This is a genomic window from Prosthecobacter sp. (assembly GCF_014879935.1).
Taxonomy (GTDB): Bacteria; Verrucomicrobiota; Verrucomicrobiia; order Verrucomicrobiales; family Verrucomicrobiaceae; genus Prosthecobacter.
In genome coordinates this window covers 117,636-142,406 of record NZ_JACSRD010000138.1, presented here as the reverse complement: position 1 = coordinate 142,406, position 24,771 = coordinate 117,636, and the positions used below count along the sequence as shown (strand labels likewise).

20 protein-coding genes are annotated in these 24,771 nt (G+C 61.9%); 10 read left to right on the top strand and 10 right to left on the bottom strand.

The genetic code is table 11. The features are described from left to right. Window positions 1–11 precede the first annotated feature (11 nt). Window positions 12–1,190 carry a hypothetical protein gene (locus tag IAE77_RS12430; RefSeq protein ID WP_294226901.1) on the top strand — a complete coding sequence of 393 codons (1,179 nt, stop codon included), beginning with the start codon at window positions 12–14 and terminating at the stop codon, window positions 1,188–1,190. A gap of 12 nt (window positions 1,191–1,202) precedes the next feature. Here IAE77_RS12430 and IAE77_RS12425 read toward each other — a convergent pair whose 3' ends face one another. Then, window positions 1,203–2,087 (bottom strand): polyprenyl synthetase family protein, encoded by an 885-nt coding sequence (locus tag IAE77_RS12425; RefSeq protein ID WP_294226898.1) that lies wholly within the window; start codon window positions 2,085–2,087, stop codon window positions 1,203–1,205. Window positions 2,088–2,224: 137 nt separating this feature from the next. Between IAE77_RS12425 and secG the strand changes: the two genes are divergently transcribed. Both secG and IAE77_RS12415 read left to right on the top strand, forming a co-directional pair. Next, window positions 2,225–2,773 (top strand): preprotein translocase subunit SecG, encoded by a 549-nt coding sequence (secG, locus tag IAE77_RS12420; RefSeq protein WP_294226895.1) that lies wholly within the window; start codon window positions 2,225–2,227, stop codon window positions 2,771–2,773. Window positions 2,774–2,907: 134 nt separating this feature from the next. Continuing rightward, window positions 2,908–4,854: a hypothetical protein gene (locus IAE77_RS12415; protein WP_294226893.1), complete on the top strand. Its 1,947-nt coding sequence runs from the start codon at window positions 2,908–2,910 to the stop codon at window positions 4,852–4,854. Window positions 4,855–4,978: 124 nt separating this feature from the next. Here IAE77_RS12415 and tnpA read toward each other — a convergent pair whose 3' ends face one another. After that, window positions 4,979–5,431: an IS200/IS605 family transposase gene (gene tnpA, locus IAE77_RS12410; protein ID WP_294226891.1), complete on the bottom strand. Its 453-nt coding sequence runs from the start codon at window positions 5,429–5,431 to the stop codon at window positions 4,979–4,981. Between the two features lie 383 nt (window positions 5,432–5,814). Between tnpA and IAE77_RS12405 the strand changes: the two genes are divergently transcribed. Further along, window positions 5,815–10,716, top strand: a complete 4,902-nt coding sequence (locus IAE77_RS12405) for a PVC-type heme-binding CxxCH protein (RefSeq protein WP_294226889.1) — start codon at window positions 5,815–5,817, stop codon at window positions 10,714–10,716. Between the two features lie 80 nt (window positions 10,717–10,796). Beyond that, entirely contained in the window at window positions 10,797–11,438 is a 642-nt protein-coding gene (locus IAE77_RS12400) for a GNAT family N-acetyltransferase (RefSeq protein WP_294226886.1), read from the top strand. A gap of 51 nt (window positions 11,439–11,489) precedes the next feature. Here the strand turns inward: IAE77_RS12400 and IAE77_RS12395 are convergent, their stop codons facing one another. Beyond that, entirely contained in the window at window positions 11,490–12,200 is a 711-nt protein-coding gene (locus IAE77_RS12395) for an FKBP-type peptidyl-prolyl cis-trans isomerase (RefSeq protein ID WP_294226883.1), read from the bottom strand. 87 nt (window positions 12,201–12,287) lie between these two features. Between IAE77_RS12395 and ilvC the strand changes: the two genes are divergently transcribed. Continuing rightward, on the top strand, window positions 12,288–13,355 hold the full coding sequence (gene ilvC, locus IAE77_RS12390) for a ketol-acid reductoisomerase (protein ID WP_294226880.1): 1,068 nt from the start codon (window positions 12,288–12,290) through the stop codon (window positions 13,353–13,355). Between the two features lie 187 nt (window positions 13,356–13,542). Here the strand turns inward: ilvC and IAE77_RS12385 are convergent, their stop codons facing one another. Together IAE77_RS12385 and IAE77_RS12380 are read right to left on the bottom strand one after the other, a co-directional pair. Beyond that, the gene (locus IAE77_RS12385; protein WP_294226877.1) at window positions 13,543–15,162 is read right to left on the bottom strand and encodes a sodium:solute symporter; all 1,620 of its coding nucleotides are present in this window, start codon (window positions 15,160–15,162) and stop codon (window positions 13,543–13,545) included. Between the two features lie 47 nt (window positions 15,163–15,209). Further along, window positions 15,210–15,542: a hypothetical protein gene (locus IAE77_RS12380; RefSeq protein WP_294226873.1), complete on the bottom strand. Its 333-nt coding sequence runs from the start codon at window positions 15,540–15,542 to the stop codon at window positions 15,210–15,212. Window positions 15,543–15,765: 223 nt separating this feature from the next. Between IAE77_RS12380 and IAE77_RS12375 the strand changes: the two genes are divergently transcribed. Next, window positions 15,766–16,344 carry a methyltransferase domain-containing protein gene (locus tag IAE77_RS12375; protein WP_294226870.1) on the top strand — a complete coding sequence of 193 codons (579 nt, stop codon included), beginning with the start codon at window positions 15,766–15,768 and terminating at the stop codon, window positions 16,342–16,344. 6 nt (window positions 16,345–16,350) lie between these two features. Here the strand turns inward: IAE77_RS12375 and IAE77_RS12370 are convergent, their stop codons facing one another. Then, the gene (locus IAE77_RS12370) at window positions 16,351–17,790 is read right to left on the bottom strand and encodes a sulfatase (protein WP_294226867.1); all 1,440 of its coding nucleotides are present in this window, start codon (window positions 17,788–17,790) and stop codon (window positions 16,351–16,353) included. An 84-nt stretch (window positions 17,791–17,874) separates the two neighbouring features. Here IAE77_RS12370 and IAE77_RS12365 point away from each other — a divergent pair, with 84 nt between their 5' ends. Further along, complete coding sequence (locus IAE77_RS12365; protein ID WP_294226864.1) at window positions 17,875–18,681, top strand: PHB depolymerase family esterase; 807 nt, start codon at window positions 17,875–17,877, stop codon at window positions 18,679–18,681. 116 nt (window positions 18,682–18,797) lie between these two features. Here IAE77_RS12365 and IAE77_RS12360 read toward each other — a convergent pair whose 3' ends face one another. The 3 genes from IAE77_RS12360 to lysS are packed head-to-tail and all read right to left on the bottom strand — an operon-like array spanning window position 18,798 to window position 22,124. Beyond that, window positions 18,798–20,054 (bottom strand): serpin family protein, encoded by a 1,257-nt coding sequence (locus IAE77_RS12360; protein WP_294226860.1) that lies wholly within the window; start codon window positions 20,052–20,054, stop codon window positions 18,798–18,800. A gap of 37 nt (window positions 20,055–20,091) precedes the next feature. Continuing rightward, window positions 20,092–20,634 (bottom strand): Uma2 family endonuclease, encoded by a 543-nt coding sequence (locus tag IAE77_RS12355; RefSeq protein ID WP_294226857.1) that lies wholly within the window; start codon window positions 20,632–20,634, stop codon window positions 20,092–20,094. Between the two features lie 20 nt (window positions 20,635–20,654). Beyond that, the gene (gene lysS / locus IAE77_RS12350; RefSeq protein ID WP_294226854.1) at window positions 20,655–22,124 is read right to left on the bottom strand and encodes a lysine--tRNA ligase; all 1,470 of its coding nucleotides are present in this window, start codon (window positions 22,122–22,124) and stop codon (window positions 20,655–20,657) included. A 105-nt stretch (window positions 22,125–22,229) separates the two neighbouring features. On the opposite strand from lysS, the gene IAE77_RS12345 reads away from it, so the two are divergent. Both IAE77_RS12345 and IAE77_RS12340 read left to right on the top strand, forming a co-directional pair. Next, entirely contained in the window at window positions 22,230–23,078 is an 849-nt protein-coding gene (locus IAE77_RS12345) for a hypothetical protein (RefSeq protein ID WP_294226851.1), read from the top strand. Next, a complete protein-coding gene (locus IAE77_RS12340) occupies window positions 23,075–23,749 on the top strand; it encodes a metallophosphoesterase (protein WP_294226847.1) in 675 nt (224 codons plus the stop codon). Before IAE77_RS12345 ends, IAE77_RS12340 begins: the two co-directional genes overlap by 4 nt. Window positions 23,750–23,758: 9 nt before the next feature. Here IAE77_RS12340 and IAE77_RS12335 read toward each other — a convergent pair whose 3' ends face one another. Then, complete coding sequence (locus IAE77_RS12335; protein WP_294226844.1) at window positions 23,759–24,646, bottom strand: PIG-L family deacetylase; 888 nt, start codon at window positions 24,644–24,646, stop codon at window positions 23,759–23,761. Window positions 24,647–24,771: the final 125 nt, after the last annotated feature.

The window sequence follows — 24,771 nt, the reverse complement described above, 5'->3', positions numbered from 1 at the left end:
GGTTACCAGCCATGGACCCGACCACTGTTCCATCCACGCCGGAGGACGATGCCGTCCCTGTGCCAGCCGCCGTTGCCGTCCATGAAGAGCCCGGGGTCTGGCGGCAGCCGAACCGCTTTGTGCGAATGTGGCGCTCGATCGGCGGCGGATCGCTGACGTTGAGCCTTTTGGTTCATGTCGGACTGCTGGTGGTGGCCGGCTTCGTGGTCCTCGCCTCACAGGTGTTTGACAAGCAGGTCGATTTCCTCCCAGGTGGCGGCACGAACCAGGGTGCCGCGGCTTCGGCGGATCTCGCCCACAAGGTGCAGATGAAACACCAGCAGCGCATGAAGAAGACACCGCCCATGCAGCGGCTGGTCTCGGCCAGCATCAGCGCCAACATCACCCTGCCCGAGGCACCGCCGGACATGCTGACGATGCCGGACATCTCATCCCTTTCCGGCGGCGGAAAGCTGGGCAGCGGCGGATTCGGCACTGGCGGCGCGGGTGGCGGGTTCGGCAACGGCCACGGGCTCGGCGGGGCGGGCGGCATGACCTTCAAGCCGCTGATGATGTTCGGCACGGAGCTGAAGGACACCCGCAAGATCGCCGTGGTCATGGATGTCTCGCGGTCGATGACGAAGTATCTGCCGCTCGTGGCCAAGGAACTCGACAAGGTGGCCTACGGCAGCACGCTGGTGCTTTACTTTGGCTGCGGCCTGGCAAAACCGAAGGGCAAGATCGATGACGACATCAATCCGACCTCCAGCGAAAAATTCCGCACTTTCTGGCAGGTGTGGGAGGGCAGGACGCCGCTGAACACGCCCGCCGACGAGCGCAAAAAACTCAAATACAATCCCGGCCTGCCCATGCCGCTGCAGGACATCTTCAACCAGATGGAAAAACGGCGGAACACCTACTTCGTCGAATTCAACGGCATCACCTATGCCTGGACGGCCCTGATGTCGAAGGAGGTCATGGATGCCGACACCATCTACTGGTTCGCCGATTTCATGGACAAAGTGGATGCCGAGCAGATGGAGACGGTCTTGAAAACGCTCAAGAAGCGCAAGCAGAAGCTCTACATCCACGCCTCCCAGCAGGGACGCTCCTTCACCCAGGTGAAGGACACGCTGGTCATCCCGTCCGGCGGGGCCGTCATCGAGACGAAGACGGAGGAAATGCCGAAAAAGAAGAAAAAGGCGAACTGAGCGCCCTCCGGCTCAATAGTCTCGGTTCAACAGGTAATCCGCCAGCTGGCGCAGCCGCGTCCCGCTTTCGCCGAACACATCGAGCGCCCGGTTTGCCGCTTCTGTGAGGCGTTGGGCCTCCGCACGCGAGGCTTCCAGGCCCATCAGCGCCGGATAAGTGCTTTTCTCCGACGCCACGTCCTTCCCGGCGCTTTTGCCGAGTTTTTCGCTCGTCTGTGTCACGTCGAGGATGTCATCGATGATCTGGAAAGCCAGGCCGGTGGCCATGCCGAAATCGTGCAGAGCCTTGAGCTGGTCGGCACTCCCGTCGGCACTCATGCCGCCCAGTTTCACACTCGTGGTCAGCAGCGCGGCCGTTTTACCCTCATGAATGAAGCGCAGGTCCTCCAGCGGCAGCTTTTTGCCCTCGCCTTCGAGATCCGCCACCTGGCCGCCCACCAGATGCAGGCTTCCGGCAGTGCGGGCCAGTTCCAGCACCATCACGGCGGAGGGATGACGTGCCGCCACGGGCGTCTTGGTCACCAGTTCAAAGGCCAGCGCCTGGAGCGCATCGCCAGCGAGCAGTGCCATCGCCTCGCCATAGACCTTGTGGCAGGTGGGAACACCGCGGCGCATGTCATCGTCATCCATGCAGGGCAGGTCGTCGTGAATGAGGGAGTAGGTGTGCAGGCACTCGACCGCGCAGGCATTGAAGACGGCGTCCTCAGCTCTGCCGCCGCAGGCTTCAGCCGCCGCCAGGCACAGGATGGGCCGCAACCGCTTTCCACCGGCGAACATGCTGTGCCGCATCGCCTGGTGCAGCGTGGTCGGACGCGTCTTGGCATCGGGAATGAGACGGTTCAGGGCCGCGTCCACGAACTGGCAGCGCTCGGCGAGGTATTCTTTGAGGTCGAACATGGAGGGGCGGACAGTGGGGAGCGCCCCGGCAGGCTTCAACTCGATTTCTTCCCGTAAAGCCGCCGGACCCGGGCCCGGAACAGCCTGAACTCCTCCTTGCCAAGCGGGGAAGTGCCCCCATATTCGCGCCCCTTTTTATGGACATCCTCATCGGCATTCTCACCACAGTCGAAGTCATCGTCTGCCTTCTGCTCATCCTTGTCGTGCTCATGCAGCGCCCGCGGCAGGAAGGCCTTGGCGCTTCCTTCGGCGACGCCGCCGCCAGCCAGGTCTGGGGCGCACAAACCACGAACGTGCTGCAAAAGTTCACGGTTTACCTCGCCATCGTTCTTTTCGCCCTCACGCTGCTCCTGGCCGTGCTCGTCGCCCGCAAGCAGACCGGTAGCAAGACCGAGAAGATCTTCGGCGATGCCAAGCCCGCCCCTGCGGCTCCAGCAGTCCCTGCGGCCGCCGATCCGCATGCCGGTCTGCCCACCAAGGCCGCTGAGGCGCCCAAAGCGGACGACAAGAAGGCTGCGGATGCTGCCAAAGCTCCTGCTGCCGCTCCGAAGGCCGACGACAAGAAGGCTGAGCCCGCCAAAGCCCCTGCTCCGGCGAAGTCCGAGCCGGCGAAGGCTCCCGAAGCTCCGAAAGCCGCCGCACCGGCCCCAACACCTGCTCCCGCACCGGCCGCGCAGCCGAAGTGAGTTGAGATCACAGATTCGAACCCGCCAAGGACACGACCCCGGTCGTGTCCTTTGTTTTTTGGGCACACCTTTCATGACGCAGGCACATCGCTGGAATAACCCTGTGAGACCCACGTTAAGCCTTCTCCCAACCCATGAAGCGCCGTTCCTTCCTCAAGTCCGTTCCCACTGTCGCCGTCGCATCGCAGATCCTGCCCGCGCAGGACGCCAAACCGCCATTTGGAGCCGAGTTTCCAAGCCTCGATTCGCAGACGACCGGCACCTGGTGGGCACCGCGTGCGGTTGCGGCTCCGAAGGCCAATCCAGGCGGAAAAGGCAAGGCCAAGGGCAAAGGAAAAGGCAATGCGGGGCCGATCGTCGATCTGAACGTCCCACGGGATCAGGTGGTGTGCTTTGCCATCTACACGCATGAGCGCGGCGTGCTGAAAGTCTCCGCGCAGTTGTTCCCGCTGAAGCCCGCTGAGGCACGTGAGGCCCGCCTGGAGATCAAACGCGGCGACGCATGGCAGGAAGTGGCCAGGGCGGAAGTGCTTTACCCCGGCTGGGACGCCCATTTCCGCGTCGAAGGCTGGGACAACACGCAGACCGCCCCCTACCGCGTCCGCCATGGCGAGAAAGCGATGTTTGAAGGCACGATTCGTCGCGATCCCATCGAGAAAGACGAGATCGTCATCGCCAACATGTCCTGCAACTCCGCCCGCACAAAGGGCGGCCGGCCTGAGATCGTGAACCGCCTGCTCCAACAGGACCCGGACCTGCTCTTCTTCGCCGGAGACCAGACCTACCACCACACCGAGCACACTGCCGGCTGGATCGAATTCGGCCTGCAATTCCGCGACGTGATGCGCGACCGCCCGACGATCTGCATTCCCGACGATCACGACGTCGGTCACGGCAATCTCTGGGGTGAAAACGGCAAGCGTTCCACCATTCCAGGCGACGCGGACGGCGGCTATCGTTATCCCGTCGAGTACGTGAACCAGGTGCAGCGCCAGCAGTCCTGGCACCTGCCCGATGCGGTCGATCCTGCGCCAGCGGATCGCGGCATCACGGTCTATTTCACCCGCATGCGCGTTGGCGGCATCGATTTCGCCATCCTGGAGGACCGCAAATTCAAATCCGGCCCCGCAGGCAAGATTCCGCAGATGGGGCCGCGTCCTGATCACATCAACGACGAGAAGTATGATCCCAAAGCGATCGATCTACCCGGCCTGCAACTGCTCGGCGAACGCCAGATGAAGTTCATGCGCGACTGGACCCAGGACTGGAGCGGGGCGCAGTTGAAGTGCGTGCTCTCCGCCACCGCCTTTTGCGGTGCGGTGCATCTGCACGGCAGCCCTGACAACCGCCTGCTCGCCGATCTCGATTGCAACGGCTGGCCGCAAACCGGCCGCAACGAAGCGCTGCGCGAAATCCGCCGCGCACGCGCCACGCATCTGTGTGGCGACCAGCATCTCGCCGTCACCTTGAAGCACGGCATCGACGAATTCGGCGACGGCCCCTACGGTTTCACCAGTCCAGCACTCGTGAACACGATCTACGGCCGCTGGTGGCATCCGAAGGACGAAAAACCCGGTCCGAACGCCGTCGCCGGCAGTCCTTTGCCCTGGACCGGCGATTTCAAAGACGGCCTCGGCAACCGCATGTCCATCATGGCCTACGCGAACCCCGAGGACATCCAGGACGAGAAAAAACGCGCCGATGGCTACGGACTCGCCCGCTTCAACAAGAAGACCGGCCAGGTCACCTTCGAATGCTGGCCACGCTTCTCCGATGGCAGTCAATTCCCCGGCTGGCCCATCACCGTGAACACCGACGACAACGACGGCCGCAAACCCACCGCCTGGCTGCCCGAGATCATCGTCGAAGGCGCTGAACGCCCCGTGATCCAGGTCATCGCCGAGTCGAATGGCGAAGTGCTCTACACGATCCGAGCCAAGAGCAGCCGCTTCCAGCCACCCGTTTATGCCGAAGGCAGCTACACCGTGAAAATCGGCAAGGACAAGCCGGATGCCCAGACGCTCGCCGGTTTGAAAGCGACCGACAAAGCGAAGGCCGGATCGAAGACGGTGAAGGTTTGATTAGGCTCGCCGCCTGTGCCGCAGCGCGGCACTCGTATCGTTGCCCGGCCTTTCAAGGCCGGGATTTCTTCGCCAGCCCCCTCGCTCTCGAGCATGTGTCGCAGAGCGACACCCGAACCCTCCGCTATCCCCAGACATACTCCGGGTTCCATTCGATCTCATGCCGGGTCAGAAACTCGATGTACTCTTCTTGAAAAGTCTTCACACGATGGTGTTCCCGCTGCTTCTTGATGTAATCGAACACCTCCGAGGTCTGCGATTTGCTCACGGTGAAGGCTCCATAGCCATCCTGCCACTCGAAGGTGCTCATCTTCGGAAAGGTTGCGTGAATCCACTTCGACGACGGCCCTTTCAGAAGCTGCACTGCCTTGCTGACATCCAGATTCGGCGGCAGTCTCAGCAGCACATGAACGTGGTCCTGATAACCACCGACACAGAGCGGAACCATGCGTTTCTGGAGCGCGATTCCGGCGATGTATTCCCAAATGCGCGGCTGAATCTCCTCCGAGAACCAAGGCAAACGGTCCTTCGTGCTCCAGATCAGATGATACGTCAGGCTGTGGAAAGAATCGGCCATGATGAGTGACTGCGGCGGGTTCGGGCGTCGCGCTGCGACGCATGACATGCGCGGAGATGTTTTGCACTTGATTCCCGGCCTTGAAAGGCCGGGCAACGACACGGATGCCGCTCTGCGGCATGGTTTTGCGCGCGCCGCTGGCTTCAACTGCGAGCATCGACCCATGGCCCTGTGTCGCAGAGCGACACACGTGCCGTAGCCCCGTCTTTCAAGACGGGGCCAAAGGAGAAGGTGCTCGTGTTCTCCCCGGCGTCGCAGCGCGACGCTCGAACCCCGCCTTCACACCCAGAACCATCGCCTCATGTGCATTTCCGATAGTGCGCCGTGCAAAAGGGGGCTTCCCAAGGGGCGTTGGTTTCGCGTAGCATCTCCGCCCTCCGACCATGAAACGCACTCTCCTTGCCGCGCTCTGTCTCTTTGCCCTCAGCCCTTTGCCCTCCGCGTTTTCGGCGGAGCCGCTCCGCGTCTTCATCCGCGCCGGCAAAAAGTCCCACGGCCCCGGTGCGCATGATTTCCCACAGTTCCTCAAAGACTGGGTGCCGATGCTCAATGAACGCGGCGCGAAGTGCGAGGGCAGCCTCGAATTCCCGACGAAGGAGCAGCTCGACCGCACGGATGTGCTCATCTTGCACGCGCAGGAGGCCGGGAACATCAAGATTGGCGACGAGCGGAAGAATCTGATGGAGTTCCTCGCTCGCGGCGGCGGCGTGGTGACGATCCACGCGGCGGCGGTGTCAAAAGACCACGATTGGTTCAAGACGATCATCGGCGGATCGTGGCACTTCGGGCAGACGAAATGGCTGGAGGCACCCATGAGCCTCTATTTCACCGATCACGACAACGCGATCACGAAGGACATCAGCAACTTCGACATCGACGACGAGATCTACTACGACATGGATTTGCTGCCCGAGGCCAAGATCCTCGCCGCCGCCTACACGCCGAACACGCCGCAGGTCAAAGGCGGCAACAAAGAGGCCCAGCAACGTGCCGCCGAGGCCGTGGCGAAGAAGAAGGCGGTCAATATTTACGACATCCAGCCGCAGGTGTGGACCTATGAACGTAATGGGGCCATTCCTGGCCCCTCTGAAGGGGGCAAGAATGCCCCCGATACGACCTATCGCGCCTTCACCTGCATCCCCGGCCATTGGTATAAAAACTTCAGCCACAATGCGCTGCGCACGATGATCCTGCGCGGCATCGCCTGGGCCGGAAAGCGGGAAAACATCGACGAGCTGTGCAAACCGGCCGAGCTGGGCGATGCGCTGCGTTATGCTGAAGGCGGCGTGCCGCGTCCGCAGGACATGCCGGGGCATCTGGAGGTGCATCCGGAATTCAATCTCACGCTGGTCGCCGCCGAGCCGCTCATCAACAAGCCGATGAACATCGACTGGGATGAAAAAGGCCGCCTTTGGGTCGTCGAGACACCGGAGTATCCGAACGGCCTCCGCCAGTCGAATGTGGACGCGTGGAAGGACAGCGGCGCCATCAAGCCCGGCCAGTATGACCGCAAACCGCTCGACCGCGTCTCCATCCTCTCCGACACGAATGGCGACGGCGTCATGGATAAGAAAACGGTGTTCGCCGACGAGATCGAGCTCGCCACGAGCAGCGTGTTTTACAAAAACGGCGTCATCGTCTGCGCCGCGCCCGATGTGTGGTTCTTCGAGGACACGAACGGCGACGACAAGGCCGACAAGCGCACCAAGCTCTACACCAATCTCGGCAACCGCGACACGCACGCCGTCATCAACAACATGCGCTGGGGCCTCGATGGCTGGATCTACGCCACGCACGGCTATTCGAGCACCGACGACGCAAAATCCGGCGATGGCAGCAAGGGCTTCGGCCCCATCGGAGCCGGTGTCGTGCGCTTCAAGCCGGACGGCAGCGCTTTCGAGCAATACGCCAGCCGCGGCGGCAACACCTGGGGCCTCGACATCACCAGCGACGGCCAGGTTTTCTACACGCAGCCCACCAGCGGCAATCACTTCATCCACGTCGTGCTGCCGGAGTATGTGCTGGCCAAAGGCAAGCTGCCCGGCGTCAGCGGCACGAATGGCATGCTGCCGCGTGAGCCGACGTATCCGGCCATGCATTGGGAGCAGCAGGCCTATGTGCAGATCGACCAGGTCGGCAGCTACACCGCCGCCGCCGGATGCGCCATCTATGAAGGCGGCGCCTGGCCCGCGAAGTGGAACTACGGCTACTTCACCACCGAGCCCACGCTGAACATCGTCAGCCACTTCATGGTCGAGCCCGATGGCGTCACCTACAAAGCGAAGCGCGAGCCTGGCCGCGAGCAGACCGAGTTCATCCGCAGCAAGAACCTGTGGTTCCGCCCCATCGAGAATCGAGTCGGTCCGGATGGAGCGCTCTACATCGTCGATTTCTGCAATCAGGCCGTCATTCACAACGACACCCGCGGCCCCACCCACGGCCCCGCCAACGCCGCCGTCCGCCCCGACCGCGACCACTACTACGGCCGCATCTGGAAGGTGCAGCACAAGGAAGCGAAATCGCCAGCCGCCACCGCTTATCGCAACAAGCCGGAGTCCAAAGGCACTCAAGGCAGCAAAGCGCTGCTGGCCTACGAAGCCGCCAAACAAGCCGCGAATGCCGAAAAGCTCCTCCAGGACTTCGCCGCTGCTCAAGATGACTGGACCCGCAGCGCTCTCATCGCCGCCGCAGCCGACAAACCTGCCGAAGTCATCGCTGCTGCGCTGTCTTCCTCGTCGCCCGAATCGCTTTCCAATTTCGTCAGCGCCCTCCTTCCCGCCGCACTCCCCGCGAATGCCGAAAAACTCATCACCGCCTGTGCCAACGCCGATGCGAAGGCCGATCCGGTGAAGAACGCCATCCTCCGTGGCATCGCCACGAGCATGAATGAAGCTCCCGCGATGTCTCCAGCACTCACGGAGGCTTTGAAGAAGCTTCTCGCCCAGCCTTCGCTCGCCTCGGCCACATTGCCGCTCGTGACGAAGTGGGACAAAGGCGCCGTGCTCGCTGCCGAGGTCAAAGCGCAGCTCGACAAGCTCAGCGCCACGCTTTCCGACAACGCCGCGCCTGTAGAAGCGCGTGTGAGCGCTGCGAAGGGCCTTGTGGCCGTTGGAGGTGCTTCGCAGGAGTACGTTGTTCGAGCTTTAGCTCGTCCGGAAATGCCTGCGGCACTGCAAAGCGCCATCGTGGCCGCTTTGGACGAAAGCGGCGGCGTGGAGGCCATCGTGCCCGCTTTTGGCACGCTGAAGCGTGAACAACAAACCCAAGCCTTCGAAGCCATGCTCAAACGCCCCGAGGCCACCGGAGCCCTGCTCGATGCCGTGAAGGCCGGCAGCATCGACCGCGCGATTTTTGCCCCTGGCGATGTCGCACGCCTGCGCTCGCATCCGAACAAGCAAATCGCCAAACGCGCCAACGACCTCTTCAAGGTCAACAACGCCGCGAAGGATGCCATCATCGCCAAACTCGTGCCGGAGGTCGAGAAGCCCGGCAATGCCGCGCAGGGCAAAATGCTCTTCACCGCCGCCTGCGCCATCTGCCACAAGCTCGGCGACATCGGCGTCGCCGTCGGCCCGCCGCTCGATGGCATGGGCGCGCATGGACCCGCCGAATTGCTCGTGCACATCGTCGATCCGAATCGCGAGGTCGATCCCAGCTTCTGGGCCTTCAACATCACCACGAAGAAGGGCGAGACACTCGTCGGCGTCGTCACCAGTGAAAACAGCGCCACCGTCACGCTCGCCACGCAGGTCGGCGTGCGCGAGATCGCGAAGAACGACATCGAAAAACGCGAGAACACCAAGCGCAGCCTCATGCCGGAAGGTCTCGATGCGCTCGGCCCCGAGCCGCTGCGCGACATCCTCGCCTTCATCTGCGGCGATGCGATGAAGCAGTTCCGCATCCTCCACCTCGCCGACGCCTTCACCGCCGACAGCCGCGACGGCCTCTTCGCCAGCTCCGATCCTCGCGGCGGCCAGGTGAAACTCACCAAGTTCGGCAACGTGAAGGTCGAAGGCGTGCCCTTCTTCATCCAAGACCCCGCGAAAAGCTCCACCGGCGGCAATTTGATCGTGCTCAAAGGCGGCCCCGGCAAAGACAACCACTCGCAGACCTTCCCCGCGAAGGCCGAGGTGGCCATCAACGTCGCCGCGAAGCGTCTGCAACTCCTCAGTGGCGTCTCCGGCTGGGGTTTCCCCGCCGTGCAGGACGAAGCGCCCGCGCTCAAAGCCACCGTCGTCTATGAAGGCGGCGAGAAGGAGGAATTCACCCTCCTCAACGGCATCCACTTCAGCGATTACATCCGCCCTGTCGAAGTCCCCGGCTCCAAAGGCATCGAAGGCCTCGCCGATGGCCAAGAGCCGCGCCTCCTCACGCTCGAACTCACGAAGAAAGCCGTCGCGAAGACCCTGATCCTCGAAAGCCCCGCCGGAAACAAAACGCCGCCGGTCATCATCGCCGTCACCGCCGACATCGAAGGCAAAGGACCCGAACGTAGAACGAACTTCCAAGTTCGTCCCCGCAACACACCGCCAGCCGGAAAAACGAACGTGGACGTTCGTTCTACGGGCCCCAAAGAAGGCGGCAAAGGCGATGGCCCGCTCGTTCCTGCCGCGCCCGTGCAGTGGGAAGCGGGCAAAACACGCATCCTCGTCATCGGCGGCGGTTCCTCGCACAACTTCAAAGACTTCTTCGGCACCACCGATGTCGCCACGCTCAAAGCCGCCGGCTTCACCGTCCACTACACCGAAGACCGCGACCAAGCCGCTGCCGAACTTGCCAACGCCGACGCCGCCATCATCAGCGTGAACCGCAAATTCTTCGACACCGGGGCCTATCGCAAAGCGCTCTTCGATTTCGCCGCCGCAGGCAAAGGCATCGTCATGCTGCATCCCGGCACCTGGTATGGCTTCTCCGGCTGGCCCGAGCTCAACGCCCAAATCGTCGGCGGCGGTGCCCGCGGCCACGACAAGATCCATCCCTTCGACGTGAAAGCCCTGAAAGCCGATCATCCCGTCATGAAGGACGTGCCTGCCAGCTTCAACGTCGAAGACGAACTGTATTATGTGAACGCCGAAGGCACTCCCGAAGGCACCGCCCCCATCGAAGTCCTCGCCGAAACGAGCAACAGCGACAAATACCAAAAGCCGCACCCCAGCGTCTGGATCACCAAGCACCCGAAAGCCAAGATCGTCGGCATCGCCCTCGGCCATGACGCCCGCACGCACGATTTGAAGCCCTACCAGCAGCTCCTCATCAACGCCGCGAAGTGGACGAGCGGGAAGTGATGGCAGGCACTGATCAGGCGGCCCCGGTGACCGCCTGACTTCATTTTCGGCCACGCCTGCGGCTTGTGCGGCGGCCATGCGTGGCCGAAGCGTTGCGTGTGGCGTTTGATCCTCATTGTGAACTGCACACCGTCCTGGAGGACGGCACACGCCTGCTCATGCGCTCGCTCCGGCCTGCGGATGAAGAAGCCGTGGCCGAGGCATTCCGCCATCTGTCGCCAGACGCGATCTACTTTCGCTTCTGGTCCCGGTTTCGTGAGGTGAACCCGCGTCTGATCGAACAGATCTGCTCGCCGGACCAAAAGGACCATGCCGGCTGGGTGATTCTGCACGAGTCGCGCACGGACATTCCTTGTGTGGCCGGTGCGTCGCTCTGGCGGATGAAGGACGAGCCTGAAGTGGCGGAGGTTTCCTTCACCGTGGCCGACGAGTTTCAGGAACGCGGCCTCGGCACGCTGCTGCTGGCGGTTTTGTGGGAACATGCGGCTGCCCTCGGCATCCAGAAGCTGGTGGGCCATGTGCTGCGCGAAAACATCGTCATGCGTGCCTGGTGGAGCGCGCTGGGCGCCACCGAGGTGAGCGGCCAGCGCCACTATGTGACCACCTTGCTCCTGGACGAGACCTTGCTCGAATCAACCAGCGCTGGCGACCGCCTGCGCCAGAAGCTGGCGTGGGTGCGCACGTGCATGAATGAAGGTGCCCCGCCTGACACGAGGGCATGAAAAAGGCGGGAGCCTGGGCCCCCGCCTTTGGAAAGATTCGTCTGAGATCGACTACTTCACGATGCCGAGCAGCTCGACTTCAAAGATGAGCGCCTCGTTCGGGCCGATGTCACCACCCGCGCCCTGCTCACCGTAGGCAAGCTGGGAAGGGATGTAGATGCGCCACTTCGAGCCGACGGGCATGAGCTGCAGCGCCTCGGTCCAGCCTTTGATGACTTCCTGGACGCCGAAGGTGATGGGCATGCCGCGCTCGACGGAGCTGTCGAACACTTTGCCGTCGATGAGCGTGCCGTGGTAGTGGACGTTCACGCGGTCGGTGGCCTGGGGCTTCGGACCGTCGCCGGCTTTGAGCACTTCGTATTGCAGACCGCTGGCGGTGGTGGTGACGCCCTTTTTCTTGCCGTTTTCAGCGAGGAACTTGTCACCAGTGGCCTTGGCTTCCTGCCCGCGCATGGCTTCCTTTTCGCGCATGCTGCCCTCAAAGGCCTGCATGGCGGCCATGAGCTCCTCCTGCGAGAATTTCGGCTTCTCACCGGCCATGCCGGACTTGATGCCTTCGGTCAGGGCGGCCAGATCGATGGCGATGCCCTGGTTTTTGAACTGGTCGCCGAAATTACGGCCGATGAAGTAGCTGACTTTGTCCATGGGGACTTTGGCGGGGGTGGCGGGAGCTTCGGCCGGCTGCGCTGGCTTGACTTCCTGGGCTTGAACGACTGTGACAGCCGCAAGCGCGGCGCAGAGCAGGGCGATGGTGGGTTGCATAGGAGCAGGCAGCCTAAGCGCCCGGGAAAGAGCGGTCAATCAAAGCCTTGGAAGGGCGGGAAAAAGGCGTTTGACCCCTTGGGAGCCATGAACCACTATCGCCACCCCTTAAACCAGACCACAATAATGCCCGCCAAAATCTACACTGAAAAAGACGCGAGCCTCGCCCCCCTCAAAGGCAAGACTTGCGCTGTCATCGGCTTCGGCTCCCAAGGCCACGCCCACGCCCTGAACCTCAAGGAGAGCGGCGTCAAAGTCGTCATCGGCCTTTACCCTGGCTCCAAGAGCCGCGCGGTGGCTGAAGAAAAGGGCCTCAAGGTCATGGACACCGCCGATGCGGTCAAAGCTGCCGACGTCATCTTCGTCGCCGTGCCGGACACCAAGATCGGCGGCGTGTACAAGAGGGACATCGCCCCGAACCTCACCAAGGGCAAAACGCTCCTCTTCTCCCACGGCTTCGCCATTCTCTACAAGACGGTCGTCCCGCCGAAGGACGTGAACGTCATCATGGTGGCCCCGAAAGGCCCCGGCCACATCGTCCGCCGCCAATACACAGAAGGCAAGGGCGTCCCCTCTTTGATCGCCATCCATCAGAATGCCGACAAGCAGGCCAAGAAGATCGCTCTCGCCTGGGCGCACGGCATCGGCGGCACCCGCGGCGGCGTCATCGAGACCACCTTCAAGGAAGAAACCGAAACCGACCTCTTCGGCGAGCAGACCGTCCTTTGCGGTGGCGCCAGCGCCCTCGTCCAGGCCGGCTTTGAAGTGCTCACCGAGGCTGGCTACAGCCCTGAGATGGCCTACTTCGAGTGCTTGCATGAGCTGAAGCTCATCGTGGACCTTATGAACGAGTCCGGCATCGCCGGCATGCGCTTCTCCATCTCCGAGACCGCCAAGTGGGGCGACGTCAAAGTCGGACCGAAGATCATCGACGCCAGCGTCAAGAAGCGCATGAAAGCCGCGCTGAAGGACATCCAGACCGGCAAATTCGCCAAGGAATGGATCAAGGAGACCGAAACCGGCTACAAGACCTTCAACAAGCTGCTCAAAGACGGCGAGAAGCACCCGATCGAAAAGACCGGCGCCCGCCTCCGCAGCCTCATGCCCTGGATCAAGAAGCGCGACATCAAAGGCGCGCAGGCCAGCTACGCATAAAGCAGTCAAGACGTTCAAGCATCGTCAAAGAGTCAAGAAAGGCGCGGACCGGAAACGGTCCGCGTTTTTCATTTCAGGAGCACCCAAAGCCCATCAACCCCGACAAGAAATCGATCGTGATTCGCGAATCACGAATTGCCAAAGAGGTTTGAAGGCATTTGACGCACGACGACCTTGCCTGAGGTGATCACCTCACATTCGCGTGCCCCAGCTTCTCCTCCGGCGTCCTGAACAGCATCGCGATGCTGAACGTGACCACGGTGCCGAAGAGGATGCGCCACGGGAACTCGATCTCCGGCACCCAGGCGGGGCGTGAGAACCCGTCGCCAAGGCCGAGGGTGGAGGCGAGTCCTTTGTCGAGCCCGCTCAAGTAACCCACGACGATGAAACCCGCGAGCATGGCGATGCCGTTGCCCAGATCGTTGCCGCGCCCCTTGGTGAAGAGGCCGACCATGAACACGCCGAGCAGCGAGCCATACGTGTAGCCGAAGATGCCGAGGATGATCGGAATGATGCGCAGCGATGGATTGTGCGCCTTCACCCACGCGGTGCCGAGCGCCACGCTGATGAGGAAGATCGCAAACAACACGGTGCCGAGCCGCAGCACACGCACCTTGCCTTTTTCGGTGTCCGGTTCCCCGAACCAGCGGAAGTGAAAGTCGCGCACGTAGCTCGTGGCGAGCGAGTTGAGCGCCGTGCTCAGAGATCCCATCGCCGTGGCGAGCACCCCGGCGATCACAAGGCCGCGCAGGCCCGACGGCATCGAGGTCAGGATGAAAAACGGAAACACCTGGCTGCTGTCCGGTTTTCCCACTGCGTTCTTCGGCAGGAGGATCTCCGGATGCTGCTGATAAAACACAAACAGCAGGATGCCGATGCTCAGCACCATCAGATTGACCGGGATGTCGGCGAGACCGGAGAGAATCGTGGCCTTGGCGCTCTGGCTCTTGTCCTTGGCCGTCAGCATGCGCTGCACCATGTCCTGGTCCGTGCCGTGCGTGGCCAGTGTCACGAAGGTGGAGCCGAGAAACGCGGCCCAGACCGTGTACTCCGTTTCGAGAACGCCCTTGATCCAACCCCAGGCGCCCGGATGCGCGGGGTCCGGTCTGCCCCAATCGACGAATGCCGGCTCTTGAATCGCACCCTGCAGGGCCGCCCAGCCGCCGGTGTGACCGAGCAGGTGCCACAGGCCGAAGCCCAGGGCTGAAAACAGGATCACCACCTGGATCACATCCGTCCAGATCACCGCACGAATGCCGCCCAGCGTGGTGTAGATCGATGTCAGCACCGTGATGCCGACCAGCGCGGCCGCATACAGCCAGAACTCCTGCATCGGCGTCGTCTGCGGATTGATGAAGACTTTCCATGCGAGCACCAGCAGCACCGTGGGCACCCACAGCCGTGATCCGCTCGCCAGCAGCCTTGTCACCAGGAAGATCGCCGAGGCGCGGCGCCGTGTCTTCGGCCCGAAGCGCACTTCGAGGAATTCATACACGCTCACCACGTTGTGCTTGTAATAAGCCGGAATGAAAACCGCGCTCACGACCACACGCGCGAGCAGGTAGCCCGCCATGAGCTGGATGTAGGTGAAATTGCGCAGCGCGTAACCTTCCCCGGGCGCGCCGAAGAACGTGCCCGCGCTGATCTCAGCGGCCAGGATGGAGGCCAGCACCGCCCACCACGCGATCTGCCGGTCGCCGAGAGTGAATCCCTCCATGCTGCCGCTCTTGCTGCGCTGTGAGAGCCCGATCCCGATGATCAGGGCGAAGTAACCGAGGATGACGAGCGCGTCGAGAAGGTGGGGCATGGTGCGAAGTGTCGCCGCAAAGCACCATGCCCGTCAAGCCTTGCGGCCTAATCCTTCGTCTCGTTGCGCAGCTCAAGACGTGGCAGCGCACGCACGATGACGCGGTGCTGCACCGACGTTCCGCGCGGCGAGACCACGGTGACCTCCTCATACACCTTTCCGCAATCCGCGTTGGTCAAAGCACGGTTGATCAGACGCCGCGTCAGCACCGTGGAATCGCCGAGCTGCTGGCGGGTCACGTAGCCCGTCGGCGTTGCCAGGGCAGTCGCCACAGGCTGGCCTTTCTTGTTGTAAATAGTCTGCGGCTTGGAAACGCACTGAGTCAGCAGGCTGCTGGCACAAAGGCCCAGGATCACGGCATCAAGAACAGGTTTTTTCATGGGGTTGGGTTGGTTGGATTGCCCGCGCTCCTGCCACGATCGCAGGGACGGGTGGAGCCGTTGGAACCTGCGATAACGCCTTCGTTCAAAAGTCTGGCGATCAGCCGGTTGCGCCCTCCAGCGCCAGACAAAACCGGCTCCTCCCTTCCGTCCGTCGGAAGCCCCCGCGTCGCCCACGAAAAGGCCTCGCGCTCCCGCATCAAGTCGCTAGCATCCGGCCCGAATGTCCGCCGCCACCTTCATCAGAGAGCTTCGCCACAACTGGAAGACCATCGGCGCGGTGGCGCCCTCCAGTCCCGCCCTTGCGGAGCGCATGATGGAGGCCTCCGGCGTCTGGCAGGCACGGCGCATCCTGGAACTGGGCCCCGGCACCGGCGCCCTGACAGAGGCGATCGCCGGCACCATGCCGCACGAAGCCGACTACCTCGGCATCGAGCTCAATCCCACTTTTGTCGAGAAGCTCCGCCCGCGGTTCCCACGCATGCGTTTTGAATGCGCAGGCGCACAAGAATACGACTTCGCGCAGGCGCTGTCGGATGACGGCAAGTTTGACACCATCATCAGCGGACTGCCCTGGACGGCCTTTCCGCGTTGCTTGCAGGAGGCGATCCTGGGCAATGTGCTTCCCCATCTCGCATCCGGCGGCTCATTCGTCACCTTCGCCTACTGGGGCTTCCATCAACTGCCCGCCGGGCAGCGTTTTCGCGAACTGCTGCACGAACTGACCCACGGGGTCGAGACGACCCGTGTGGTCTGGGCCAACCTGCCGCCCGCGTTCGTTTACGTCGCCCGCAAGGCCTGAGGCGGTTCATTCCGCCGCCTTCTTCTTTTTGCCCTTGCCCTTTCCTTTGCCCTTCTTCGCGGGCTCGGGGCTTTTCACATCGGTGTTCTTCGTTGGCATCGGGGCTTTGATGGATTCACGCCATGCGAGCATCTTTGCGTGCAGCTCCTTGGTCTTTTCGGGATTTTCCGTCGCCAGGTTCTTCTGCTCGCCGATGTCATCCTTGAGGTTGTAGAGCTCCAGGCGGCCATCTTCGAAGAACTCCATCAGCTTCCAGTCGCCCGCTTCGATCAAACCGACGGGCGTCGTGCGCCACGTGTTTTCGCCGGCACCGAGGTAGCCCGGAAAGTGCTGGTAAATCGCCTCACGCTTCAGATTCGCCCCTGAATCGCGGAACAATGGCACCAAGCTCTCGCCATCGAGTGGCTGGCCTGCTGGCAACGTGGCTTTGCCGATGTCCGCGAACGTCGGATACAGATCCACATGGATCGTCGGCACGTCGCAGCTTGTTCCTGGCTGGGTCACGCCCGGCCAGCGCACGATGAACGGCACGCGTGTGCCGCCTTCATACAAACTGCCCTTCCCGCTGCGCAGCGGGGCATTGTCCGTGATGTCGCCGCCTTTCTTGATGCCTTCGCGTGCGTAACCCCCCACGCCGCCGTTGTCGCTGCTGAAGATGAGCACCGTGTTGTCCGCCAGCTTCAGTTCGTCCAGTGTCTTCATCACACGGCCCACGCTCTCATCCACGCTCGCGATCATGCCCGCATACACCGGGCTGTGATGCCCGCCCACAGGCGCCTTGTCCTTGAACTTCGCGATCATGTCTTCCTTCGCATCGTGGGGTGAATGCACGCCAAAATGCGGCAGGTAGAGGAAGAACGGCTCGTCCTTATGCCGCTGGATGAAATCCACCGCCTTGTCAGTGAGGAAATCAGCGAGGTACTGGCCCTTCGGATACTCCACCTTCGGCTGTGTCGAGAAATTGAAATGCCTGCCCATCGAGACGATCGCCTCGTCAAACCCGCGCTTCCCCGGATGAAATTCGCCTTCCTGGCCCAGGTGCCATTTGCCAAACATGCCCGTCGCATAGCCCGCCTTCTTCATCGTCTGCGCGATCGTGACCTTCTCCAGCGGCAGCTCCGTCGCGTTGTCCACCGGCCGCAGCGGGCGTGACTCCCACCCGAAACGTCCGATGCCGCCCACCGTGTAAACGCCCGTGCGCGGCGCATACTGGCCGCTCATCAGTGCCGCACGCGTCGGCTGGCAGTTCTGGCAGTGGTGATGCCGCGTCAGCTTCATCCCCTGGTCCGCCAGCTTGTCGATGTTCGGCGTCTCGTAGTATTTCGAGCCGAAGCAAGCCACGTCCGTGTAGCCGAGATCATCCGCGAGGATGAAGATGACATTCGGCGTGCGATCAGCCGCGTGGACGGACAGGGCGAGGAGGAAAAGGCCAACAAGATGCTTCATGCGGCCCTCCAACGAGCTGCCACGCCACCGCATTGCATCAGATTCAGCACGACCGGCCTCGTTCGCCGCGTTTTGGACCGCATCATGCCTCGTCTCCTCCTCGTTCTCTGCCTTCTCGTCTCCGTGGCGCATTCTGCCGACCTCAAACCCGGCCTGCGCACCACCATCACCTTCGACGAATCACCGCCGCACTCCGACGCGCTCGAAGTGAAGCTGCGCCTCAGCGCCGCAGAAACTCCACCGCCTTACGACGTGACGAAGGAGACCTTCGACATCCTCCTGCCGAAAAACTATCGTGAGGCCGATCCGCACGGCCTCTTCATCTGGATCAGCGCCAGCGACAAACCGGCCATCCCCGCAGAGTGGGAGCCCGTTTTGGCCGAAAAGAAGCTCATCTTCATCGGCGCTCATAAATCCGGCAACCCGCGCAGCGTCTTCGACCGCATGCGCCTCGCCATCGACGCGAACTTCAACGTGCGAAAGCTCGCCAACATCGATCCCGCCCGCGTCATCGTCTCCGGCTTCTCCGGCGGTGCTCGCGTCGCCAGCATGCTCGGCGTCTGTTATGCCGACCTCTTCCCCGCCACGATCTGCTGCATGGGCGTGAACTTCTACACCGACGTGTCCACGCCCGATGGCAAACAAACCTTCCGCCTCGGCTACCTCCCGCACGACGACTTCGTGAAGATCGCGAAGAACGAATGCCGCTACGTCCTCAGCACCGGCGAAAAAGACTTCAACCTCCCCAACACCCAGGCCGTCTTCACCAACGGCTTCCAAAAAGAAGGCTTCAAGGCCGTCGAGATGCTCAACATCCCCGCCCACGGCCACTCGCCGCCGAAAGCGGAGTGGCTCAAGAAGGCCATCGAGTTTATCGACGCCAAAATGTGACCCTACATCGCGGCAGCGTCTTGGAGTGCGCCTGTCCTCCGGCGCTTTCGAACGTCTCCAGACCTGCGAAAAGCTCCAGAGGGCTGGAGCAGTCCAAAACGCTATCGCGCCTATGCTCACCGAGGATCACTCACTCGTCCGAAAAACAAGCACGCACCACTCTGCGCATGCTGGATGGCAAAAAGGAAAGGTCGGTCGGCTTTGAGTTCGATGGGTTTTGGCTTCTCGGCAATAGCGACGGCCGCTTTGGCCATCGCCACCGCCGTCGCTGCAGCGGCCTCTGTGCCTTTTTCGTCGAGTTCGAGGAAGGTTTTGTGGAAGACCTCGGAGATGCAGAGGTAATCATCTGGCTTCTTCGGAGCCATCGCGTCAAAATCCGCGCTTCCTTGAGGTTTGTCGAAGGCGGTTGTCATGCCCATTTTTTGCAACACCTCGCCCAGCGGCACCGTCGGCGGCGTGATTTTGAATTTCGGCAGATGCAGGATGACTTCGCGAGTCTCGGCTTTCGCGCAGGAGAGCAGCGTTTCTGCCGTCAGCTTCAGTTCCACATCTGACACGCCGCTGATGCCATCTGGCACGATGAGCAGGAAATGCAGGTCATTGCCCGCATACGGCAGCGATACCGCCTGAAAGCCGCGACCATTCACATACTTCATCTGCATCTTTTGGCTCATGGCTGGCACTTGAACCGTCGCCTTGACCCCATTCGCATGAAAAGCCATCGGGGCGGTCGCATGGGCTGGAAATTCGCTTTGCCATGACGCTTTGAAATACAGCGCATTCACCAAAACGAGCCGTGTATCCCCACTGAGGCCGCCTTTGGGGATCAAATCGCGAATCCGCTTCTGTGTCTGCTTCTCCACCCAGTGGTTGATCTCTTCTCGCTCTCCCTCGTGGTCTTTGATGAAGTTCATGAGCTCCATCGGCGCTCCAAAGTGGCTTTTCACACCAGAGAGAAACGTCTCGCGGAATTCATAGCCCTTCTGCCCGAAGAGCCGGTTCGCCACATGCAGCTTCAGCGCCTCCGAAGGACCGCCATACTTTTTCGACTGCGCCACCTGCTTCTCCGAGTTTTCCTGCGCCTCCGCCAGCGCGGCCTTCAGCGCCGCGAATGACTCTCCAAGCGCTTTCTTGTCCTCAGGAAAATGCAGCACACGAGCCATCTCCTCCTGCGTCGCCCCGCTGGCACCGAGATACGTCATCCCGAGCGCCGATTGGATCGAGTAGGGCGAAAGGCATGCATTCCCCTCTTTCGGCATCTGCCGGTGAAGATCGAGCCCGAAGGCATTCACCGCCTGCGCAGCCGTTTCCGGCGTGGCCGCAGTCGCGGAGGCTGCGAGGGACAACAGCGTAGCGAGAAAGAGGCGCTTCATGCCGCCACTTTGAATCTGCGACGACGAAACGACCAGATCAATCTTCGATCAACCGCGGCATCTTCGGACAGATCCCGGAACCGGAAGCGGCGGTTTCAGGCGCCTGCTTGAGGAAGAAGGTCAGCCGTCCCTGCTTGTCACAGACCCAGACTTCCTTGGCACCGGCCTCAAAGTAGAGACGACGCTTCTCTTCGATCTCACCGCGTTTGTTCGACGGTGAGATGACCTCAACGCAGATTTCCGGCGCTGCCTTCAGCGCCGTGCGTCCGCCGATTTGAAGGAGACGCTTTTTGGACACCCAGGCCACATCCGCCGCCTTGACGCCAGCACTGGTCGAGATGGGGCATTCGACGGTCACTTTGCCAGCAGGGGCATGGGTGCGAAGAAGGGTCACAAGATCAGCCTGTTTGCCTCCGTGCGAGAATTCAGCGTAGCACATCATAATCGCGTTTCCGTAGCGGTCGGTTTCCACCTTGCCGTGCCAGCGGCGAATCTCCGGATCACGCCCGATCTCATCCCAGCGGTCCAGATTGAAGGCCGTCTGATTTTTGATTTTCGGCAATGAAAGCAGGGCATTCATGATGCGCGGATTGTGTCACATCACTCCTTCCGCTTCAACTGCGGGAAGAGGATCACATCGCGGATGCTTTCGGCGCCGGTGAGCATCATGATGAGGCGGTCGATGCCGATGCCGATGCCGCCGGCGGGCGGCATGCCGTGCTCAAGGGCGAGGATGAACTCCTCGTCGATCTTTTGCGTCTCCTCGCCGGCCTGGTGCTCCAGGCGCTCGCGCTGGACGATGGGGTTGTTCAGCTCGGAGTAACCGGGGCTGATCTCCTGGCCGTTGATGACGAGTTCATAGACATCGACGATGCTGTCGTCCTCGGCGTTTTGCTTCGCCAAAGGCACGAGTTCCTTCGGGCAATGGGTGACGTAGAGCGGATCGAACTGCTTCGCCTCGATGAGGCGCTCAAAGACATGCTGCGTGACCTCGTAGTCCTCGAAGTTGGCACCGATCTCGACGCCGAGTTCTTTGGCGCGTTCTTTGCGCTCTTCAGGCGTGTAGTCATACCACTTCGGGTCGATGCTCTTGAGCAGATCGGTGTAGCGGGCACGCTTCCATGGACGCGCGAGGTTGATGGTCTTGGTGACATTACCCTCCTCGTCCTTGTGCTCAATCTTGAGGCCGCCACAGAAGTTTTCAGCGAGGTGGCAGATCATGCCTTCGACGAGGTCGGCCATCTTTTCGAAGTCGGCGTAGGCCCAATAGGCCTCCAGCATGGTGAACTCCGGATTGTGACGGCGGCTGAGGCCTTCATTGCGGAAGTTGCGGTTCAATTCGAAAATCTGCGTGAAGCCTGCCACGAGCAGGCGCTTCAAATACAGCTCCGGGGCGATGCGCAGGAACATCGGCTGGTTCAGCGCGTGGAAGAAGGTCTCGAAGGGCTTTGCCGCGGCACCGCCGGGCACGTCCTGCATCATCGGCGTCTCGACTTCGAGGAAGCCGCGCTCTTGCATGTAGTTGCGGATGGCGGCGACCATCTGGATGCGTTTGCGGAAGACATCCTGGCTCTTCTCATTCGAGATGAGGTCGAGGTAGCGCTGGCGGTATTTGATCTCCTTGTCGGTGACACCGTGCCACTTGTCCGGCAGCGGACGCAGCGCCTTGGACAGCGGCGTGAGTTTTTTGACGTGGATGGACTTCTCACCGCGCTTGGTGATGAAGGTGAAGCCCTCAATGCCGACGAAGTCGCCGATATCGACGAGGTGGTTGAACTGCTTGTAAGCCTCGTCGCCCACATCGCCCTTGCTCAGGTAGCACTGCATGCGGCCGGAGATGTCACCGAGGTCGAAGAAAGTGGCCTTCCCCATCTCGCGACGGCTCAAAATGCGGCCCGCGACGCTCACAGTGAGGTTTTCCTCGAAGTTCGCCTTCAACGCGCCGGGCTGGTGTGTGGTGTCAAAACGGCCGCCAAACGCGTCCACGCCCGTTTTCGTCAATTCGTCGAGCTTGTCGCGGCGAATTTGGAGCAGTTCGGATTCGGAGGGAGCGTTGGCTTGCGGTTCCATGGCTTGGGCGTTGATTGGGGGCGGTGTCTTTAGCCGCTTCCACACGCTTTGCCACCGCAAAACCTCCTGTTTGCCAGCCCGTCAGGTGGATGCCAGTGTGGGAGCATGCGATTGCTTCAAAGGTCATTGATTCTCTGCCTCCTGGGCGCCGGACTGCTTCACAGCCAGGAGAAAACGTGGCCGGAGGTGGAGCAGTTCTCGAAGAACATCACCAACATCACCTGGGATCTGCGCGGAACGAACTCGCTCAAGCACCTCCGTTTTGATGGCACAAGCTTTCACGCCCTGGCACCGACCGGGCAGTCGCGCAGCCAGTTCAGGGAGCACGCGTTTGTCGATGCCGGTGTCTTCCAGCTCACGTTTGGCGAATCGCGTGCCGGCTGGTATTTCGTCAGCGACGATCTACAGACGATCACGCCCATCAACATCAGCGGCATCGTCGAGTTCAAGGCGCAGGCCGGCACGGCGACGAAGCCGGTGAAAAACTTCCCCCAGGACATCGTCAACGTCGTCTGGGAAGGCCGGAACGGCGAGACCCCCCTGAAGCTCCGCTGGAATGGCACCGACCTGGAAGTCGGAGCCAAAACCTCCGCGTGGCACGTGGAGAAAGCGGACGCGGTCGTCGCCAACCGGCGCGTGCTCGAGATCCAGGGCGAGAACCATGCCGTGGTCTGGGTGGCCTTCTCCCAGGATGGCACCGAGGCATGGTGGCTGACCCTGCAGGACGTGTTTGGCGGGCATGCGCAGGGCGTTCAACGCATCTCCAATCTCACGCCGCGGGCGACAGGTCTCAGCGCCCAGCAGACGGATCTGGCCAATCACGCGGACGATCTGCTCAAGGCAGGTGATCCGATGCGCGCGGCCACCCTGGTGCGCGAACTGGGCCGCAAAAACCGCCGCAACGAGGCAGCCCTGCGTGGCCTCGGCGATCGTTTCAAGCCACTGAAGCCATGAAACCGCCTGTGGTGGCCCGGATCGAGGATGACGTGCTGCTCGACAGCCGCCGGGCGCTGGTGCATGCCACGCAGCGCTGGATGGCTGTGGCGGACATCCATTTCGGCTACGAGGTGCATCAGGCGAAAAAAGGCGCGCTGCTGCCGGACTTTGGCATGCCGCAGATCGAGCAGACACTGAAGGCCCTGATCGCAGATCACCTGCCGCGCCGTCTCATCCTGGTGGGCGACATCATGGATGGCTCAGGCTCGGCCGAGGAGACGCTGAACCTGCTCGCCTGCCTCCAGCCTCACGTCGCGGAGATCATCTGCATCCTGGGCAATCACGACCGGCCCGCGTTGCGCAGGAGCTGGCCGTTTGTCGAGACGCATCGTGAGGAAGGCTTCCTGTTCTCCCACGGCCACCACTTCAAGAAGGTCGAAAACCATGCCACGGACGGAGACGCGGTGCACATCACCGGCCATGAGCATCCTGCTGTGTCGCTGAGTGATGGCGCAGGCCTGCGTTTGAAGCTGCCCGCACTCGTGCGTGAACTCATCGCCCAATCGCGGGAACGCTGGATTCTCCCGGCGTTTTCACCCTGGGCGGCCGGTGGCGCTTATGCCAGCCGGACGGTCAAAGAACACTGGATCTGCGCTCCCGGGCGTGTGTGGCGGCACGCGGCGGCGTGAGGCCCGGTCTCAGTCGTAAAAAGGGAAGAGCTGCTTGATCTCCTGCAGTGAGGGACGGCGGCCATACTCGCAGATCTCGAAGGTCTCGGCGTACTTCACCGCCTTGCCCTTCTCCTCACCGTAGAGCTTGATCAGCAGATCGCGATACTTGTCCGCCTCGCTGCCCTGGCGGGCACCCCAGCGGCGCTTCAACCACGCACGACGGCCGGCCTCGTCGCTGGCAGGCGGCACGTTCTTCACGTGCTCCTCGGAGCCGTTGGCACCTCCTTCGTAGTGTTGAGAGGTCAGTTCATGAATGCCGTCGAGCTTTTGCTCGAAGGAATCGTCCACACCGACTGCGATGTCCGGCGTGAAGGGGTAAGGCTTCTGGAAGCCATCGCTGGAATAGAGGAACACCGGATTTTTCTTCAGCGGCGGCACGTCCGGGCAGATGAACGGCACCGCCACCATGAAGGCCGCGTCCTGCATGAGGACGCCGACATAGCGATGGTCCGGATGATAATCCCAGGGGCGATGCGCGATCACGATGTCCGCCTTCCACTCCCGAATCACCCGCGTGATGAGCTTGCGGTTCTCCAGAGTCGGCATCAATTCGCCATCGTGGATGTCCAGCACCTGTGAGGTCACGCCGAGCTTCTGCGCGCAGGCCTTCACCTCAGCGGCACGACGCAGGGCCAGCGGCCCGCCGGCCTCCTTCCAGTGGCCGATGTCACCATTCGTCACTGAGACGAGCTTCACATGATGCCCCAGCCGTGCCCATTTCACCGCCGTGCCCGCCGCTTTGTATTCCGCATCATCCGGATGGGCGCCGAAGACGATGATGCGCAGCTTCCCATCCTCTGTCTGGGCATGGAGAAACGTGGCGAGGGCAAGGAATGAGAGAAGCAGGCGGATCATGGCGGCAGGATTACGCAGCGGAAGCGGAGCGTCGTTCACATTCCTGAGATGCTGGTGAGCGTGGACGTGCATTTTGTGCCACGTGGACGCGTGATCGCCTGTTGTCGCAGCGTAGGTTTGCATCA